The sequence below is a fragment of the Rubrivivax gelatinosus genome, from assembly GCF_016583785.1.
GTDB classification, from domain to species: Bacteria; Pseudomonadota; Gammaproteobacteria; order Burkholderiales; family Burkholderiaceae_C; genus Rubrivivax; species Rubrivivax gelatinosus_B.
The window spans coordinates 1-17,325 of record NZ_NRRU01000001.1; the positions used below are offsets into that span (position 1 = coordinate 1).

Sequence of the window (17,325 nt, forward strand, 5' to 3'; positions counted from 1 at the left end):
CCACCGCCCTGGCCGCCGGCGGTTCGGCCAGCGTGCCGTCGGCCGGCGTGTCCGCCGCAGCGGGTGGTTCGGCCAGGCCGCCGCTGTCGGCCGGCCGTTCGGCGCCCGGTTCGCCCGGCGCACCGATCTCGGCCAGCCCGCTGTCGGCGGCAGCCGCGGCCGGTGCCGTGACGAGCTGGTGCGTGCCCCAGGCGACCAGGGCGAACAGCAGCGCCGGGAGCAGCACGACGGCGAGTTGGCGCAGCAGGTGCGACGCCGGCACGTCGGCGTTGCGCGGGCCCTTCAACGCCTTCAGCAGCGCCGGCAGCGCCAGCCGGGCACCGTCGGCGATGCGTGCGGTGGCCAGCGGCAGCGCGACCACACGTAGTTCCAGCGCCAGCGGCGGCGCCAGTCCCGGCCGCAGCGTCGCGACGATGATCACGAAGATGATGTACAGCCCCGCCAGCATCAGCCCGGGGAAGAAGGCGCCGGCGTAGAGCTGCACCACCGAGACGCCGGCGGTCGCGCCGTAAACGATCAGCAGCACCGAGGGCGGGATCAGGATGCCCAGGCAGCCGCCGGCGGTGATGGCGCCGGCCGACAGCCGCACGTCGTAACCCGACTTCAGCATCTGCGGCAGCGCCAGCAGCCCCATCAGCGTGACGACGGCGCCGACGATGCCGGTGGCAGTGGCGAACACCGCACAGGTCAGCAGCGTCGCCACCGCCAGCGAGCCCGGCACCCGCGCCATCGCCAGGTGCAGGCTGCGGAACAGCTTCTCGATCAGGTTCGCGCGCTCGACCAGGTAGCCCATGAAGACGAACAGCGGGATCGAGATCAGCACGTCGTTGCTCATCACCTTGAACGCCGACTGCACCATCAGGTCCAGCGTCCTGCCGATGTCGCGTTCGTAGGCGAGCCAGGTGAAGATCATGCCCATGCCCATCAGCGTGAACGCGGTGGGAAAGCCCAGCATGATCGCGACCACGATCAGCGACAGCATCAGCAGGCCGAGGTGGCCGTTGGTGATGGTCTTGGCGCTCAGCAGCATGAAGGCGACGCCGCAGAGGATCAGCGCCATCAGCGTGAAGCCGAACCACAACTCCTTGCGCAGCTTCACTCAGCGCTCCTTCGGTGCGACGTAGCGGTCGAGCGCGGCGATGTCCTCGTCTTTCACGTGGACCATGGCCTTCAACTTGTCGACGTCGACCTCCTCGACGTCCTGGTCGCGCGACGGCCATTGCCCGTCGCGCAGGCAGAGCACGCAGCGCACGATCTCGACCGCGCCCTGCAGCAGCAGCAGCGCGCCGGCCAGCGGGATCACGAACTTGAACGGGTACAGCGGCAGCGGCGTCGCCGAGAAGGTCTTCTCGCGGATCACGAAGGACTCCATCGCATAGGTCCAGCCGGCCCAGGTCAGCGCGACGATGCCGGGCAGGAAGAACAGCAGGTAGAGCACGAGGTCGACCGCCGCCTGCGTGCGTGGGCTGAAGAAGCCGTAGAGCACGTCGCCGCGCACGTGGTTGTTCTTCGCCAGCGCGTAGGCGCCGGCCATCATGAACAGCACGCCGTACAGCATGATCTGGCCGTTGAGCGCCCAGTCGTGCGGCTCGTTGAGCACGTAGCGCGAGAAGACCTCGGCGCTGATCCCGAAGGTCAGCAGCACGATGGACCAGGCGAAGGCCTGGCCCATCCAGGTGGACAGCCGGTCCACCGTCAGCAGCAGGCGTTGCATCGTGGGTGGTGCAGGCGCCCCGCGGGGCGCGGTCGAAGAAAAGGCCACCGGGGGGCCGGTGGCCTCGGGGCTCAGGCTTGGGGCGCGGCGCGGAGCTGCATCAGCGCCGGCCGAAGTAGTGGTTCCAGGCCATCTTCATGTCGACGCCGTAGTCGTTCTGCCACGAGCCGGCGCGCTGCGCGAAGGCGCGCTGGCTGTCGATGACGCGCTTGAACGACGGGTTTTCGGCCGACTTCTTCTCGACCACCTTGTCGTAGGCGGCGAGCTGGGCGCGCAGGATCGCGTCGGGCGTCTTGTAGAACTTGACGCCGTCCTTGGTCTTGAGCTCGATGTAGTCCTTGGAGTTGCGGTCGATCGCCTTCCAGCTCATGTCGGCGCTGGAGGCCTCGACGGCGTAGTCGATGATGCGTTTCAGCTCGGTCGGCAGGCCGTTGTACTTGGGCCCGTTGAACAGGATCTCGAACTGCTCGCTGCTCTGGTGAAAGCTCTGCAGCATGCAGGTCTTGGCGACGTCGGGGAAACCGAGCAGGCGGTCGGAGCTGGCGTTGTTGAACTCGGCACCGTCGATCAGCCCGCGGTCCAGCGCTGGCACGATCTCGCCGCCGGGCAGCGGGTTGACCGCCGCGCCCATCTCGGTGAAGACGTCGACGGCGATGCCGACGGTGCGGAACTTGACGCCCTTCAGGTCCTCGACACGTGCGATCGGCTTCTTGAACCAGCCCAGCGGCTGCGTCGGCATCGGCCCGTACAGGAACGAGCGCACGTCCATGTTCAGGCTTTTGTAGATGTCGGCCAGCAGCGCTTCGCCGCCGCCGTACTTGTGCCAGGCCAGCAGCATGTTGGCGTCCATGCCGAAGGACGGGCCCGAGCCCCAGAGCGCGAGCGCGGTGTTCTTGCCGTAGTGGTAGGCCATGACGCCGTGGCCGCCGTCGAGCGTGCCCTTGGCGACGGCTTCGAGCAGCTGGAATGCCGGCACCACCGCGCCGGCGGGCAGCACCTCGATCTTGAGCCGGCCGCCGGCCATCTCGTTGACCTTCTTCGCGAAGTCGAGTGCGTACTCGTGGAAGATGTCCTTGGACGGCCAGGTGCTCTGGAAACGCAGGTTGACGGTCTGCGCCGTGGCGATCATCGGCGCGGCCAGCGCGCCGGCGCCGGCCGCGCCGGCGGCGGCCTTCTTCAGAAACTTGCGCCGCGGCGCGGGCGGGGGGACGTCGTGCATCGGGAGGTCTCCTGTGTCGGCCCCCGTCTCTCGCGGAAGCCTCGAACGACTATTGAGTCCGCCCCCTTGCCCGGCAACCCGGTCTTACCCCGGGCTCCCCGTGCCCGCGCGGTGTGCCAAAACGGAACAGGGCCGCTCGCGGCGGCCCTGTTCGTTCGGCTGAGTCCGGTGTTACTGGCGCACGCCTTCAACCTGGATCTGCAGCTTGATGTCGTCGGCGAAGCCGTACTGCAGGCCGTAGCTCACGCCCCAGAGGCTGCGCTTGATCGTGGTCTCGAAGTCACCGCCGCAGACCTCGCGCTTGAGCATCGGGTTCTGGTAGCAGTTGAAGTTTTCCGCCTTCAGCGTCACCGGGTGCGTCTTGCCCAGCAGCGTCAGCGCGCCGGTGACCTCGGTGACCTTGTCGCCGTTGAACGTCAGCTTGTCGGCGACGAAGCGGCCGCTGGGGTACTTCTCGGTGTCGAAGAAGTCCGGGCCCTTCAGGTGCTTGTCCATGCCGGGCACGCCGGTGGCGACGTTGGCCACGTCCAGCGTGATGTCGACCTTGCCGGTCTTGGCCGCGCGGTCGATGACGACGCTGCCTTCCTTGACCGGGAAGCGGCCGCGGTTGGTGCTGGTCGCGAAGTGGCCGATCTCGTAGAACGCGGCGGCGTGGGTCGGATCGACCTTGTAGGTCACGGGTTCGGCCTGAGCGGCGAACGCGGCGGCGGCGAGCAGGGCAGCGGTGGCGAAAGTCTTCATCGGGACTCCTGTTGCGGGGGAAGGGACGGGTTGCGGGCTCACAGCGGCGGCAGGCCGGTGAGCGCGAGCTTGAAGCGGATCTGCACGTCGTCGGCGAGCATCGAGGTGTCGGCCCATTCGCCGTCGCCGACCTTGAAGCCCAGCCGCTTGATCTTCAGCGTGCCGGTGGCCGTGCTGGTGGCGCCGCTCTGCGTCACCTGCACCGGCACGACGACGTCCTGCGACGTGCCCTTGATCGTCAGCTTGCCGGCAACCTGGAAGCGGCCGGCGCCGGCGGCGCTGATGCGCGTGGACTGGAACGTGGCCTGCGGAAACTTCGCCACCGCCAGCCACACCGGCTTGCCGACCTCGCCGTCGAGTTCGGGCGTGCCAAAGCGGGCGCTGCCGGTGTCGATCGAGAGTGCGACGCTGCCGCCCTCGGGCTTCTTCGGGTCGAGTGCGACGGTGGCCGAGAACTTGCCGAAGCGCCCTTCGACCGGCACGCCCATCGGCGTCGTCGTGAAGACGATCTCGCTGGCGGCGGGCACCAGCTGGGCCGCGGGGGCCTTGTTCTGGGCCTGAGCGGCCCAGGGGGCGGCGAGCAGTGCGGCGGCCAGCGCCAGCGGGGCGGCGGCGCGCAGCAGGGGACGGGCGAGGGTCTGCATGGTCATGTCTTTCGTGTCGGATGAGGGAGGCCGGGTCAGCTGCGGCCCAGGCCGATGCGCCCGAGCAGGCCGTCGCGGTCGACGAACTGGTGTTTCAGCGCCGCAGCGACGTGCAGCACGACGACCGCGGCCAGCGTGTAGGCGAAGACACCGTGCAGCGGCTTGATGGTCTCGGCCAGCGCGCGGTCGGCGCCGATGAAGTCGGGCAGCGGCAGCACGCCGAAGAGCACGATCGGGAAGCCCGCGGCCGAGCTGTAGGCCCAACCCGACAGCGGCACCGCGAAGAACAGCGCGTACAGCGCGATGTGGGCGCCGTGTGCGGCGCGCTGCTGCCAGGCCGGCGCCGGCAGGTCTGCCGGCGGGCGGTGCGTCAGGCGCCACAGCAGGCGCAGCGCCGAGAAGCCCAGGATCAGCACGCCGGCCCACTTGTGCCAGTTGTAGAGCTTCATCCGGGTTGGCGACAGCGGCAGGTCGCTCATGTAGAAACCCACCGAGAAGGCGCCGACGATGGCGATCGCCAGCACCCAGTGGAACGTGATGGCGACGGCGTCGTAGCGGGCGTTGTGTTTCATGGCGGCGCCAGTATCCGGGCCGCCCCGCACGCCGCGGTTCAAGAGATTTGATCGCCCCAGTCAGAACCGGTGAAAGCGCCCGAACGGATGTGGGGGATTCAGCCGGCCATGCCGACGCGCAGCGGCGCCAGCCGCGCCTGCAGCGCGGCGTCGGCCACGAGGCCGTGGCGCAGCAGGAAATCCAGCGTCACCAGCGCGGCGTCGACCGTCATCGCCGCGGTCGCCGCCAGCGCCAGCGCCTGCTCCAGCGGCAGCAGCCGGAAGGCATGGACCTCGCCGTCCTGGTTCTGCGGCAGCCGGCCGGCCGGCAGCTCCAGGTCCCAGCAGTGGATCAGCTCGTGTTGCAGGCCTTCGGGCACGTCGCGCGCGGTGCGCAGCACGCTGCCTGGCCGGCGCGGCGCCAGGTCTTCGGGTGCGAGCCCGGCTTCTTCCCAGGCTTCGCGCAGCAGCGTCTGTTCGGGCGTCTGGCCGTCGGCCACGCCGCCGCCGATCAGGTTGTCGTGCAGCCCCGGGTCGGTGGACTTGCTGAATGAACGCTGCGCGATCCACAGCGCCGCCGGGCGGCCGTCGGCTCCTGCCACCCAGCCGGTGGCGTGTGCGCCCAGCGTCAGCGTGCCCCAGTAACGCGCCGCGGCGCGTTCGAAGCGCGCCAGCACGTCCTGCGTCTGCGGGTCGTAGAGGGGAAAGAGTTCGTCGCGCCAGCCCAGCAGCCGGCCGGCGTCGCGCAGCGTGGTGTTGATGCGCGCCAGCGCCGCGTCGCGCTCGTCGGCCGGCACCGCCAGACTGACGCCGTCGGTGCCGACTTCGAGTTCGGCGAACCCGGCCAGCGCCTCGGCTTCGCCGGCCGCGACCGAGCCGACGACGCGGCCACCGACGCTGAACGGCAGCCGCGGCCGTTCGGCGCGGGTGGCGGCGGTGAGGGCGTACCAGGTTGCGGGTGGGCTCACGCCGCGAGTCTATCGGGCGCTGTTCGCGGGCTCGCCCTGCGGCGCCGACGCCGGTTCGCTCCAGCGCGCCAGCAGCGCGTCGCGGCGGATGCGCACCGCCGCCAGGTGGCGTTCCTTCACGTGGCCGTAACCGCGGATGTCTTCCGGCAGGCGCGCGATCTCGACCGCCAGTGCCAGTCGAGAGGCGTCCAGCTGCGGCAGCAGCGCCTCGATGTCGGCGCGGTAGTCGGTGATCAGACGGCGTTCGATCACACGCTCCGGATGGCGGCCGAAGGGGTCGAAAGCCGTGCCGCGCAGCACCTTCAGCCGCGCCAGCAGCGGGAAGACGTGGTGCAGCCAGGGCCCGTAGCGGCGCTTGACGAGTTCGCCACGTTCGTTGCGGCTGGCCAGCAGCGGCGGCGCGAGGTGGTGCACGAGCTTGACCTCGCCTTCGAACATCGCCGCCAGCCGGGCCTTGAACGCCGGGTCGACGTGCAGCCGCGCGACCTCGTATTCGTCCTTGTAGGCCATCAGCTTGAACAGGTAGCGCGCCACCGCTTCGGCGAGCCGGGTCGAACCCAGCGGGCGTTCGGCCTCGCGCACCCGTTCGACGAAACCGCGGTAGTTCGCCGCGTAGTCGGCGTTCTGGTAGGCCGTGAGGAAGTCGACGCGGCGCGCGACGAGCTCGTCCAGCGAAGGCCGGCGCACGATGTCGATGACCTGGCGCGCCTGCGTCAGCGAACGCACCGCGGCCAGGTCGTGGGCGCAGCGCCGGCCCCATTCGAAAGCGGCCTGGTTCTTCTGCACCTGCACGCCGTTGAGCTCGATCGCGCGCATCAGCGCCGCGTGCGACAGCGGGATGCGGCCCTGCTGCCAGGCGTAACCCAGCAGCAGCGGGTTGGTGTAGATGGTCTCGCCGAGCAGGCGTTCGGCCGCCTGTTCGGCGTCGAAAGCACCGACGAGATCGGCGCCGACGCTGCTGCGCAGCAGCGCCTCGCAGGCGCCGGCGGGCGAGGCCCAGTCGGGGTTGGCCATCACCGAGGCCGTCGGCGTGCCGTGCGTGTTCAGCGCGACGTAGGTGCGGCCGCCGGCCATCGTCGCCAGCGTCGTCTTCGACGCGCCGACGATGGCGTCGCAGGCGATCACGAGATCGGCCTTGGCGACGTCGACCTTGGTGGTGCGGATCGCCTGCGGGCTGGCGGCGATCTGCACATGGCTCCAGGCTGCGCCGCCCTTTTGCGCCAGGCCGCCGGCGTCCTGGGTGATCACGCCCTTGCCTTCCAGGTGCGCGGCCATGCCCAGCAGCTGGCCGATCGTGATGACGCCGGTGCCGCCGATGCCGGCGACGACGATGCCCCAGGCCTGGTCGTGCGGCGGCAGTTCGGGCTCGGGCAGCGGCGGCAGCGCGTCGAGTGCCGGCCGCCCGGCCGGCGTCGCCTTGCGCAGCATGCCGCCTTCGACGGTGACGAAGCTCGGGCAGAAGCCCTTCACGCAGGAGAAGTCCTTGTTGCAGCTGTTCTGGTTGATGCGGCGCTTGCGGCCGAACTCGGTCTCGAGCGGCTCGACCGACAGGCAGTTGCTCTGCACGCTGCAGTCGCCGCAGCCTTCGCAGACCAGTTCGTTGATGACGACGCTCTTCGTCGGCTCGGCGAGCTTGCCGCGTTTGCGGCGGCGGCGTTTTTCGGTCGCGCAGGTCTGGTCGTAGACGAGGACCGTCGTGCCCGGGATGCCGCGGAACTCGCGCTGCAGCCGGTCGAACTCGTCGCGGTGGTGCACGGCCACGCCCGGGGGCAGGGCGATGCCGTCGTACTTCTGCGGCTCGTCGCTGACGACGTCGAGCCGGCGCACGCCTTCGCTGAGCAGGCTCGCGACGATCTGCGGCACCGTGTGGCCTTCGGGCCGCTCGCCGACCTGCTGGCCGCCGGTCATCGCGACGGCGTCGTTGTAGAGCAGCTTGTAGGTGATGTTGACGCCGGCGGCGATGCTCTGGCGCACCGCGAGGATGCCGCTGTGGAAGTAGGTGCCGTCTCCGAGGTTGGCGAAGACGTGGCCGTCCTTCGAGAACGGCGCCTGGCCCACCCAGGCGACACCTTCGCCGCCCATCTGCGAAAAGGTCGTCGTCGAGCGGTCCATCCAGGTCGCCATGTAGTGGCAGCCGATGCCGGCCAGCGCCCGGCTGCCTTCGGGCACGCGGGTGCTGGTGTTGTGCGGGCAGCCGCTGCAGAACCAGGGCGGGCGCACGCCGGTGTCGGTGCCGGTGGCGGCCAGTTCGTGTTCGCGCCGGTCGACGACGGCCAGCCAGGCGTCCATGCGCGCGGCCACGTCAGCCGGCACGCCCAGCTTCTTCAGCCGCTTGGCGATGGCGCGCGCGATGATCGCCGGCGTCAGGTCGGCCTTGGCGCGCAGCAGCCAGTTCTCGCTCGGGTTCGGGCGGCTCCATTCGCCGCCGCTGTCCTCGCCCTCGGGCTCGTCGAACTTGCCGAGCACGTTGGGGCGCACATCGGCGCGCCAGTTGTAGAGCTCTTCCTTCAGCTGGTATTCGATGATCTGGCGCTTTTCCTCGACGACCAGGATCTCGTCCAGGCCCTCGGCGAAGGCGCGCGTGGCGGTCGCCTCCAGCGGCCAGACCACCGCCACCTTGTGCAGCCGGATGCCGAGCGTGCGGCAGGTGGCGTCGTCCAGCCCCAGGTCGGCCAGCGCCTGGCGCGTGTCGTTCCAGGACTTGCCGCTGGCGATGATGCCGAAGCGGTCGTTGGCGCCGCGCACGACGTCGTGGTTCAGCCGGTTCGCACGCACGTAGGCCAACGCGGCGTACCACTTGTGGTCCATCAGCCGCGCTTCCTGCTCCAGCGGCGTGTCGGGCCAGCGGATGTGCAGGCCGCCCGGCGGCATGGCGAAGTCCTCGGGCAGCACGATGTTCACGCGGCCCGGGTCGAGGTCGACGGTGGTGCTGCTCTCGACGATGTCCTGGATCGTCTTCATCGAGGTCCACAGCCCCGAGAAGCGGCTCATCGCGATCGCATGCAGCCCCAGGTCCAGGATCTCCTGCACGCTCGCCGGGAAGAACACCGGCAGCCCGCAGGCCTTGAAGATGTGGTCGCTCTGGTGCGCCGCGGTCGAGCTCTTGGCGACGTGGTCGTCGCCGGCGATCGCGACGACGCCGCCGTGGCGCGCGGTGCCGGCCATGTTGGCGTGTTTGAAGACGTCGGAGCAGCGGTCCACGCCCGGGCCCTTGCCGTACCAGAGGCCGAAGACGCCGTCGAACTGCTTGGCATCCGGGAACAGGTCCAGCTGCTGCGTGCCCCAGACCGCGGTCGCGCCCAGCTCCTCGTTGACGCCGGGCTGGAAGACGATGTGGTGGGCCGCCAGGTGCTTCTTGGCCGCCCACAGCGCCTGGTCGTAGCCGCCCAGCGGGCTGCCGCGGTAGCCGCTGATGAAGCCGGCGGTGTTCAGCCCCGCCTGCGCATCGCGCTGGCGCTGCAGCATCGGCAGCCGCACCAAGGCCTGCACGCCGCTCATGAAGGCGCGGCCGGTTTCGAGGGCGTATTTGTCGTCGAGCGAAACGCTTTGCAGCGCCTGGCGGATCGCGTCGGTCGGGGGTGCGTTCATCGTGCGGCTCCTCGTGGCCGGGCGTGCCGAAGGGGTGCGAACCAGTTTAGGCAGCAGGGTTGGCCCTGTCTTTTCGGGTAATGCCGCGTCAGCGACGATTACGGCAATGCCATTTCGTCGGATGGCCTAATGGAGAAAGAATGGCGCTCAAATCCGTCGGTTCAGGGAAAACCACGAGTGGCGACGGCGAGCCGGCGGACGGTTCGCGCCAGGGGCTGGACCGGCACGACGTCGGCATCCTCGCGGCGCTGCAGCAGGACGCGCGCCTGTCCAACGCCGAACTCGCGACCCGCATCGGGCTGTCGCCGGCGCCGACCTGGCGCCGCGTGCGCCGGCTCGAGCAGCAGGGCTACATCACCGGCTACCGCGCCGAGATCGACCGCCGCCGCATCGGCCTGGGCGTGCTCGCCTTCGTGCGGGTCGACGCCGAACGCAACAACGCCGACGCGACGCAGGCGCTGGAGCAGGGCCTGCGCGCGCTGCCCGAGGTCGTGGCCTGCCACTACATCAGCGGCGCCGGCACTTTCGAGCTGCACGTCGTCGCCACCGACCTCGACGCCTTCTCGCGTTGGACCATGCAGACGCTGTTCAAACTGCCCAACGTGAAGGACCTGCACACCAGCTTCTCCCTCGGCGAGGTCAAGGCAGGCGCCGCGCTGCCACTCACGCATCTGATCGAAACGAGATGATGTTCCTCAAGTAAATATCAGATTAGCCGAAATCGGGCGAATGACTGTATCGACGCGCCCCGGACCCGCGGAGCTGCTGCTGGGGAGCGACCCCCAGCGGCGCCTGCACACGCTGCTGACGCTGGTCGGCTGGCTGACCTGCTTCGTGATGGCGTGCGCGCAGCATGCGGCGGCCATGCTGGGCCTGGCGGACGAGGCCCACACCTCGCGGCTGGCGGTCTTCAGCCTGGTCGGCGCGACGCTGTTCTATCTGCTGATGCGCAGCGGCCTGGCGCCCCGGCTGGCCAGCGACGCCGCGCTGTCCTGGCTGCAGGCGAGCTGGGCGCTGGTGTCGATCTCCTGGGCCTATGCCGTGTCCGGGCCGGCGCGCGGCGCCGCCGTCGTGCTGCTGGTGCTGATGCCGCTGTTCGGCATCTTCACGCTGACACCGCGCCAGACGCGGCTGATGGCCCTGACCTCGTTCCTCGCGATCACCCTGGTGGTGGTGTGGAAGACGCAGAGCGAGCCGCTGCGTTATGACCCGCGTGTCGAGCTGATGCACCTGATCTTCGCCGCCATCGTGATGTCGGTGTCGACGGTGCTGGCGACGCTGATCGGGCGGCTGAAGCGCCAAAGCCAGCGCGAGCGCGCCGAACTCGCCTCGGCACTCGAACGCATCCAGGCGCTGGCCACCAAGGATGAACTCACCGGCCTGACCAACCGCCGCGCCGCCGGCGAGCAGCTGCGGCGCGCGGCGCGCGACCCCGGTGCGCCGCTGTGCGTCGCGATGATCGACCTCGACCGCTTCAAGCAGGTCAACGACAGCCGCGGCCACGCCGTCGGCGACGAGGTGCTGCGCCACTTCGCCCGTGTCGCGCGCGAGACCGTGCGCGCCGAGGACATGCTGGCGCGCTGGGGCGGCGAGGAGTTCCTGCTGCTGATGCCGGCGACGACGCCCGAGCAGGCGCTGGCGGTGCTGGCGCGGCTGCGTGCACGGCTGCACGCGGCGCCGCTGGCAGCCGCGGGCCCCGGCTACGTCGTCACCTTCTCCGCCGGCATCGCCGCCTGCGGCGACGCGGCCGATGCCGACCTGGACGCAGCGATCGCGCGCGCCGACGCCGCGATGTACCGCGCCAAACACGAAGGCCGCGACCGCGCGCTGCTGGAGCCCGCGCCGGCCTGATCCGCGGCGGCGCTGGCGGCGCCCGAGTGCGATACCCTCGCGGGCTTGAGCCCTGTGGAGGACCCCGAGGCCGATGCGCCTGCTCGATCTGCTGCTGACTCCGGACCCGGTTCGACGGGTGCGGCTGCTGCAATCGCTGCTCGCGATGTCGACGATGTGCGCCGGCATCGGCGCGATGCACTACTTCGTCTGGATCGGTGCCGCGTCGCGCAGCGGCGTCGCGATCTGGACCGCGGTCGCCTTCGCCGGCATGGCGGCGATCTACGGCGCGATGCGCAGCGGCTGGAGCGAGCGCCTGGCCGACCCGACGCTGTCGGTCGTGCAGATGGACTTCGCGATCGCCTGCAGCGCCGCCGCCTACGCGCTGCTCGGCCCCGGCCGCGGCGGCGTCTTCCCGGTCGTGATGGTGGTGCTGATGTACGGCATGTTCCGCTCGACGATGCGGCAGATGGCCGGCGTCTGCGTCTTCGGCGTCGTCGTGCTCGGCATGACGATGGCGGTGATGGCCGGGCTTGACCCGGTGCGTTACCCGCCGGCGATCGAACTCGGCCACTTCCTGATGGTCGCGACGATGATGCCGGCGGCTTCCATCCTCGCCGCGCGCCTGGCGCGGCTGCGTGAACGCTCGAGCCTGCAGCGCGCCGAACTGAGCGCCGCGCTCGAACGCATCCGCCAGCTCGCCACGCGCGACGAACTCACCGGGCTGATCAACCGCCGCCACATGGTCGAGTTGATGGAGCAGGAGCACCAGCGCTGCATCCGCTCGGGCCACACCTTCTGCGTCGCGCTGCTCGAGGTCGACGACTTCGGCACGCACGCGGAGGCGCTCGGCGCCGACGGCGACATCCGGCTGCTGCGCGGCGTCGCGCAGGAGGCGGCGCACCGGGTGCGTGTCGCCGACGTGCTCGCCTACTGGGACGCTGCCCGTTTCCTGCTGCTGATGTCCGACACCCGCGCCGCGCTCGCGCGCGCCGGCCTGGACCGCCTGCGCGAGGCCGTCGCTGGCGTGCCGGTGCTGCGCGAGGCCGAGGCGCTGCGCATCACGCTGTCGGCGGGGATGGCCGAACACCACGCCGGCGAGACCGTCGAGCAGACCGTGGCGCGCGCCGAGCAGGCGCTGCAGGACGCTTTGCGCCAGGGCGAGAGCCGGGTGGTCGTCGCGTGACGGCGCCGGCCGCGGGGTCCGGCGGCGCGGCGCTGCCGGCGCGCCATCTGCTGCTCGCGCTGGCGGTGGTCGCGGTCTGGGGCACCAACTTCGTCGTCATCAAGCTGGCGCTGGCGACGCTGCCGCCGCTGCTGTTCGCGGTGCTGCGTTTCGCCTTCGTGCTGCTGCCGGCAGCGCTGTTCATCCGCCGGCCGCCGGTGCCCTGGCGCCATCTGGCGGCCTACGGCGTGCTGATCGGCGCCGGCCAGTTCGGCCTGCTCTACGTCGCGATGCGTGGCCACATCGCGCCCGGGCTCGCGTCGCTGGTGATCCAGACCCAGGTCTTCTTCACGATCGCACTGGCGATCGTGCTCGCCGGCGAACGTGTGCGCCTGTTCCAGTGGGGCGCGCTGGCGCTGGCGGTGTCCGGCATCGCCGTCATCGCCTGGCACACCGACGCCCAGACGACGCCGCTGGGGCTGGCGCTGGTGCTCTGCGCCGCGGCGTCCTGGGCCGGCGGCAACCTGGTGGCGCGCCACAGCGGCAAGGTCGACATGCTGGGTTACGTCGTCTGGTCCAGCCTGTTCGCGCTGCCGCCGCTGGCGCTGCTGTCGCTGCTGCTGGAAGGGCCGCAGCAGATCGTGCAGGCGCTGGCCGCGGCCGACGCCGGCGCCTGGGCGGCGGTGCTGTGGCAGTCGGTGGGCAACTCGCTCTTCGGCTACGCCGCCTGGGGCTGGCTGCTGGCGCGCCACCCGGCGGCCACCATCGTGCCGCTGGCGCTGCTGGTGCCGGTGTTCGGCATGGGTGCGTCGGCGCTGATGCTGGCCGAGCCGCTGCCGGCCTGGAAACTCGGCGCCGCGGCGCTGGTGATGGCCGGGCTGGCGCTGAACCTGCTGTGGCCGCGGCTGCGCGAACGGCTGGCGGCGCGCTGATTCAGTTGGGCCGCACGCCGCGCGGCCATAGCGCCCAGAGCCGCAGCGGCTGCTTCATGCGGCCGGCCTGGGCCTCGGCGTCGGCGCCCCAGCCCCAGAAGTAGTCGGCACGCACCGCGCCGACGATGGCGCTGCCGGTGTCCTGGGCCATCACCAGCCGGCGCAGCGGCGTCGCCGACAGCGGCTCGGTGGTGTCCAGCCACACCGGCGTGCCGTAGGGGATGCTGGCGGCGTCGACCGCGATCGAACGCCCCGGCAGCAGCGGCACGCCTTGCGCGCCGCGCGGGCCGACCGTGGGGTCGGGCAGCGGCTCCTCGCGGAAGAAGACGACACGCGGGTTCGCCCAGAGCAGCTCCTGCACCCGCTGCGGGTAACGCCGCGCCCAGGCGCGGATCGCCGGCCACGAGGCCGTCTCCAGCGTCAGCTCGCCGCGTTCGACGAGCCAGCGCCCGACCGACTTGTAGGGCTGCTCGTTGTGGCCGGCAAAGGCCAGGCGCACCAGGCGGCGGCTGCCGTCGGCTTCGTCGACCAGCAGCCGGCCCGAGCCCTGCACCTGCAGCAGCAGCGCGTCCAGCGGGTCGGCGACCCAGGCGATCTCGCGCCCGCGCAGTGCCGCCTTGGCCGCCGGCAGCGTGTCCAGTTGCTGGCGCGTCCAGCCCGGGCGTGGCATCGCCGCCGCCGACGGTGGGGCGTACAGCGGCACGCGGAACTCGCCGCGCGGCTGGCGCGTGGCCTGCACCAGCGGCTCGAAGTAGCCGGTGGCCAGGCCCTCGGGCTGGCCGTCCAGCGACTCGACGCGCCAGGGCTGCAGCCAGCGTGCGAGCCAGGCGCGCGCGGCGCCGTCGTCGGCGGGTGGTTCCAGCTGCGCGCGCGCGCAGAGCTCGGCCCAGCCCGCTGCCGGCCGGCCGCAGCTGGCGCGCAGCGCGGGCCAGACCTCGGCGACACGGTCTTCGTTCCAGCCGGGCAGTTCGGACCAGTCGACCGCGACCCAGCGCGAACGGCTGCGTTCGATACCGGCTGGCGGCGTGGCCACGGCCGGCGCCGGGGGGACGATCTCGACGGGGGCGGGCCGCTCGGGCGGCAGCGGCACCGAGCTGCAGGCGGCGAGCGCGGCGGCCGCGAACCCGGCCGCCAACCGGCCGCGTCGCGGCGCAAGAATCCAGGGCATGTGGCTGATTGTGCTGGAGGCGCTCGCGGCGCTGGCGCTGCTGGTCTGGATCGTCTGGTGGGTCATGTTCGCCGGGCGCCGCCGGGGCGAACGCCGCGACGACGAGGGTTGATCCAGCCTGCGGCGGCCACCGGCTGATGGAACTCCTTCGTCGCTGACGGTGTCTGTCACCGGGAGCGAAGAAGACGGAGGAGGTTCCATGCTCGCTGAAGTGGCAGGTTATCTGCAGATCGAGCCCTGGCCGCTCGAGCCGCAGGTGCCGTTCTGGGGCGCGCTCGCGCTCGTCGCCGGCGCCTTGCTGGGCGAAGCGGTGCGGCGGCTGTTCGGCGTGCCGCGCATCGTCGGCTACAGCGCCGTGGGCTTGCTGATCGGCCTGGCCGGATGGGGCGGCGGCGTGCTGCACGGCCCGGCGCGGCTGGTCGTCGACCTGGCGCTGGCGCTGCTGCTGTTCGAACTCGGCAGCCGCGTGCGCCTGCGCTGGCTGCAGGCCAACCCGGCGCTGCTGGCCACCAGTGCGCTCGAAGCCTTCGCCAGTCTGGCGGCGATCTATCTCGTGCTGCGCTGGGCCGGGCAGCCGGTCAACGTGGCGCTCGCCTGCGCGACGCTGGGCACCTGCGCTTCGGGCGCGGTGATCTCGCGTGTCGCCAGCGAGCTGAAGTCGGCCGGCCAGGTGACCGAACGCATGATCGTGCTGACGGCGCTGAACACGCTGCTGGCGGTGCTGGCGCACAAGCTCGTCATCGGCTGGCTGCACCTGGACGTGGGTGGGGACTGGGTGCGCGCGGTGTCGCAGCCGCTGTGGGCTTTCGGCGGCTCGGTGCTGCTGGCGGCGCTGCTGTCGCGGCTGGTGGCCTGGGTCGCGCGCCGGCTCGAGCTGCGCGACGAAAACGCCGTGCTGCTGCTGCTGGGCATGGTGGTGCTGGCGCTGATGATCGCCCAGCTCGCCAACCTGTCGACGCTGCTGGTGCCGCTGCTGGCCGGGGTGCTGCTGCGCAACTCGACCGAACGGCCCTGGGTCTGGCCGCGCCACTTCGGCACCGCCGGCGGCGTGCTGGTGCTGATGCTCTTCGTCGTCGTCGGCAGCGTCGTCACGCTGGACGCGCTGCTGGTCGGCGGCGGGCTGGCGATCGTGCTGCTGATCGCACGCGCCGCGGCCAAGACGGCCTCGGTGTTCGCTTTCGCGCGCTGGAGCGGCATCGGCTGGCGCCAGGCCGCGGGCCTGTCGCTGGCGCTGACGCCGCTGTCGGGCACGGTGCTGGTGCTGCTGACCGACCTGCAGCTGACGCACCCCGGCTTCGCGCCGCAGGTGGTGCCGATCGTGCTGTCGGCGATCGCCTTCATGGAGGTACTGGGGCCGCTGGCGGTGCAGTGGGGGCTGCGGCTGGCGGGTGAACACCGGCCCGAGCCGACCTGGCGTGCGGCGGCGACGACGGGAGCGGCGGCATGAGCCTGGAAAAGTTCTCCGATTCGCGCCCGCTGACGCTGGGTGTCGAGCTCGAGCTGCAGATCGTCTCGACGCACGACTACGACCTGACGCCGGCCGCCGCCGACCTGCTGCGTGTGCTCGGCAAACACAAGCTGCCGGGCTCGGTGGTGCCCGAGATCACCGACAGCATGATCGAGCTGTCCACCGGCATCTGCGAGGACCACGCCGACGCGCTGGCGCAGCTGACCGAGATCCGCGACGCGCTCGTCGGCGCCGCCGACAAGCTGGGCGTGGCGCTGTCCGGCGGCGGCACGCACCCGTTCCAGGACTGGAGCCAGCGCCGCATCTTCGACAAGCCGCGCTTCAAGCAGATCAGCGAGCTCTACGGCTACCTGTCCAAGCAGTTCACGATCTTCGGCCAGCACGTGCACGTCGGTTGTTCGACGGCCGACGAGGCGCTGGTGCTGCTGCACGGGCTGGGGCGCTACATCCCGCACCTGATCGCGCTGTCGGCCTCGTCGCCCTTCGTCCAGGGCACCGACACCGCCTTCCACTCGGCGCGGCTGAACTCGGTGTTCGCGTTCCCGCTGTCGGGGCGCGCGCCCTTCGTGCTGACCTGGGAAGACTTCGGCGTCTTCTTCGCCAAGATGACGCGCACCGGCGTCGTCAAGAGCATGAAGGACTTCTACTGGGACATCCGGCCCAAGCCCGAGTTCGGCACGATCGAGGTGCGCGTGCTCGACACCCCGCTGACGATCGAGAAGGCGGCGGCGATGGCCGGGCTGATCCAGTGCCTGGCGCGCTGGCTGCGCATCGAGCGCCCGTTCCAGCCGGCCGAGGACGACTACCTGCCCTATACCTTCAACCGTTTCCAGGCGTGCCGCTTCGGGCTGGACGCGCTCTACGTCGACCCCGGCAGCGGCGAGCATCGCCCGCTGCGCGAGGACCTGCAGGCGCTGTTCGGGCGGCTGGAGCCGCACGCGACCGACCTGCGCGCCGAGGGCGCGCTGCAATACCTGCGGCGCGAACTGGCCGGCCACGGCAACGACGCGAGCTGGATCCGGGCGACCCAGGGGCGCGAACACCTGCTCAACGAAGTGGTGCGCCGGCAGACGCTGCGCTGGGCCGGGCGCGGCTGAGGGCTGCGCTGCCGCCGCGGGGGGCGGCTGATCTGGCGCAAGAAGCGGCGTCTTCGCGCCGGCCGCCAGCCTACGGTTCGCCGGCTGCGCGCCGATGAAGCTGGCGGGCCGAGAGCGCCTGTCGCAGCTGGAATACCGAAGGCAAGCGCGCGTTTGCGGGGGGCTGTTGCGGGCAACCACACAGCATAACCCTGGCGACAAGTGCTCACCGTCGTAAACAGGCGTGACCTTAGAATTGCA

15 protein-coding genes are annotated in these 17,325 nt (G+C 71.0%); 6 read left to right on the forward strand and 9 right to left on the reverse strand.

The features are described from left to right. The 8 genes from CKO43_RS00005 to CKO43_RS00040 form a co-directional block, all read right to left on the reverse strand. On the reverse strand, nt 1-1,099 hold a 1,099-nt coding region (locus tag CKO43_RS00005), incomplete at its 3' end, for a TRAP transporter large permease subunit (RefSeq protein ID WP_200377445.1). After that, nucleotides 1,100-1,714, reverse strand: coding sequence for a TRAP transporter small permease subunit (locus CKO43_RS00010; RefSeq protein WP_200377446.1), 615 nt, complete (start codon nt 1,712-1,714; stop codon nt 1,100-1,102). 100 nt (nt 1,715-1,814) lie between these two features. Then, entirely contained in the window at nt 1,815-2,933 is a 1,119-nt protein-coding gene (locus CKO43_RS00015; RefSeq protein ID WP_200377447.1) for a TRAP transporter substrate-binding protein, read from the reverse strand. Between the two features lie 171 nt (nt 2,934-3,104). Then, nucleotides 3,105-3,674, reverse strand: a complete 570-nt coding sequence (locus CKO43_RS00020; RefSeq protein WP_200225682.1) for a YceI family protein — start codon at nt 3,672-3,674, stop codon at nt 3,105-3,107. A gap of 38 nt (nt 3,675-3,712) precedes the next feature. Further along, nucleotides 3,713-4,318, reverse strand: coding sequence for a YceI family protein (locus tag CKO43_RS00025; RefSeq protein WP_242481007.1), 606 nt, complete (start codon nt 4,316-4,318; stop codon nt 3,713-3,715). A 35-nt stretch (nt 4,319-4,353) separates the two neighbouring features. Beyond that, nucleotides 4,354-4,890, reverse strand: a complete 537-nt coding sequence (locus CKO43_RS00030) for a cytochrome b (protein ID WP_200225686.1) — start codon at nt 4,888-4,890, stop codon at nt 4,354-4,356. A 98-nt stretch (nt 4,891-4,988) separates the two neighbouring features. Further along, the gene (locus CKO43_RS00035; protein ID WP_200377449.1) at nt 4,989-5,837 is read right to left on the reverse strand and encodes a DUF4743 domain-containing protein; all 849 of its coding nucleotides are present in this window, start codon (nt 5,835-5,837) and stop codon (nt 4,989-4,991) included. 9 nt (nt 5,838-5,846) lie between these two features. Then, entirely contained in the window at nt 5,847-9,425 is a 3,579-nt protein-coding gene (locus CKO43_RS00040; protein ID WP_200377450.1) for an indolepyruvate ferredoxin oxidoreductase family protein, read from the reverse strand. A 140-nt stretch (nt 9,426-9,565) separates the two neighbouring features. On the opposite strand from CKO43_RS00040, the gene CKO43_RS00045 reads away from it, so the two are divergent. From CKO43_RS00045 to CKO43_RS00060, 4 genes are all read left to right on the forward strand, one after another. Continuing rightward, the gene (locus CKO43_RS00045; protein ID WP_200225692.1) at nt 9,566-10,114 is read left to right on the forward strand and encodes an Lrp/AsnC family transcriptional regulator; all 549 of its coding nucleotides are present in this window, start codon (nt 9,566-9,568) and stop codon (nt 10,112-10,114) included. A 40-nt stretch (nt 10,115-10,154) separates the two neighbouring features. Continuing rightward, complete coding sequence (locus CKO43_RS00050; protein ID WP_200377451.1) at nt 10,155-11,276, forward strand: GGDEF domain-containing protein; 1,122 nt, start codon at nt 10,155-10,157, stop codon at nt 11,274-11,276. A 73-nt stretch (nt 11,277-11,349) separates the two neighbouring features. Beyond that, on the forward strand, nt 11,350-12,441 hold the full coding sequence (locus CKO43_RS00055; RefSeq protein WP_200225697.1) for a GGDEF domain-containing protein: 1,092 nt from the start codon (nt 11,350-11,352) through the stop codon (nt 12,439-12,441). 32 nt (nt 12,442-12,473) lie between these two features. Then, a complete protein-coding gene (locus tag CKO43_RS00060) occupies nt 12,474-13,352 on the forward strand; it encodes an EamA family transporter (protein WP_200377537.1) in 879 nt (292 codons plus the stop codon). A gap of 1 nt (nt 13,353) precedes the next feature. Here the strand turns inward: CKO43_RS00060 and mltA are convergent, their stop codons facing one another. Further along, nucleotides 13,354-14,520: a murein transglycosylase A gene (gene mltA / locus CKO43_RS00065; protein ID WP_242481008.1), complete on the reverse strand. Its 1,167-nt coding sequence runs from the start codon at nt 14,518-14,520 to the stop codon at nt 13,354-13,356. Nucleotides 14,521-14,719: 199 nt separating this feature from the next. On the opposite strand from mltA, the gene CKO43_RS00070 reads away from it, so the two are divergent. Both CKO43_RS00070 and CKO43_RS00075 read left to right on the forward strand, forming a co-directional pair. Continuing rightward, complete coding sequence (locus tag CKO43_RS00070; protein WP_200377453.1) at nt 14,720-15,967, forward strand: cation:proton antiporter; 1,248 nt, start codon at nt 14,720-14,722, stop codon at nt 15,965-15,967. Beyond that, nucleotides 15,964-17,085, forward strand: coding sequence for a YbdK family carboxylate-amine ligase (locus tag CKO43_RS00075; protein ID WP_200377454.1), 1,122 nt, complete (start codon nt 15,964-15,966; stop codon nt 17,083-17,085). Before CKO43_RS00070 ends, CKO43_RS00075 begins: the two co-directional genes overlap by 4 nt. Nucleotides 17,086-17,325 lie beyond the last annotated feature (240 nt).

What these genes read in the sequence shown, in the direction of transcription:
- CKO43_RS00025 (WP_242481007.1), bottom strand. Translation starts at nt 4,318, where the DNA reads ATGCAGACCCTCGCCCGTCCCCTGCTGCGCGCCGCCGCCCCGCTGGCG.
- CKO43_RS00055 (WP_200225697.1), top strand. Translation starts at nt 11,350, where the DNA reads ATGCGCCTGCTCGATCTGCTGCTGACTCCGGACCCGGTTCGACGGGTG.
- CKO43_RS00075 (WP_200377454.1), top strand. Translation starts at nt 15,964, where the DNA reads ATGAGCCTGGAAAAGTTCTCCGATTCGCGCCCGCTGACGCTGGGTGTC.
- CKO43_RS00010 (WP_200377446.1), bottom strand. Translation starts at nt 1,714, where the DNA reads ATGCAACGCCTGCTGCTGACGGTGGACCGGCTGTCCACCTGGATGGGC.
- mltA (WP_242481008.1), bottom strand. Translation starts at nt 14,520, where the DNA reads ATGCCCTGGATTCTTGCGCCGCGACGCGGCCGGTTGGCGGCCGGGTTC.
- CKO43_RS00015 (WP_200377447.1), bottom strand. Translation starts at nt 2,933, where the DNA reads ATGCACGACGTCCCCCCGCCCGCGCCGCGGCGCAAGTTTCTGAAGAAG.
- CKO43_RS00070 (WP_200377453.1), top strand. Translation starts at nt 14,720, where the DNA reads ATGCTCGCTGAAGTGGCAGGTTATCTGCAGATCGAGCCCTGGCCGCTC.
- CKO43_RS00030 (WP_200225686.1), bottom strand. Translation starts at nt 4,890, where the DNA reads ATGAAACACAACGCCCGCTACGACGCCGTCGCCATCACGTTCCACTGG.
- CKO43_RS00020 (WP_200225682.1), bottom strand. Translation starts at nt 3,674, where the DNA reads ATGAAGACTTTCGCCACCGCTGCCCTGCTCGCCGCCGCCGCGTTCGCC.
- CKO43_RS00040 (WP_200377450.1), bottom strand. Translation starts at nt 9,425, where the DNA reads ATGAACGCACCCCCGACCGACGCGATCCGCCAGGCGCTGCAAAGCGTT.
- CKO43_RS00045 (WP_200225692.1), top strand. Translation starts at nt 9,566, where the DNA reads ATGGCGCTCAAATCCGTCGGTTCAGGGAAAACCACGAGTGGCGACGGC.
- CKO43_RS00050 (WP_200377451.1), top strand. Translation starts at nt 10,155, where the DNA reads ATGACTGTATCGACGCGCCCCGGACCCGCGGAGCTGCTGCTGGGGAGC.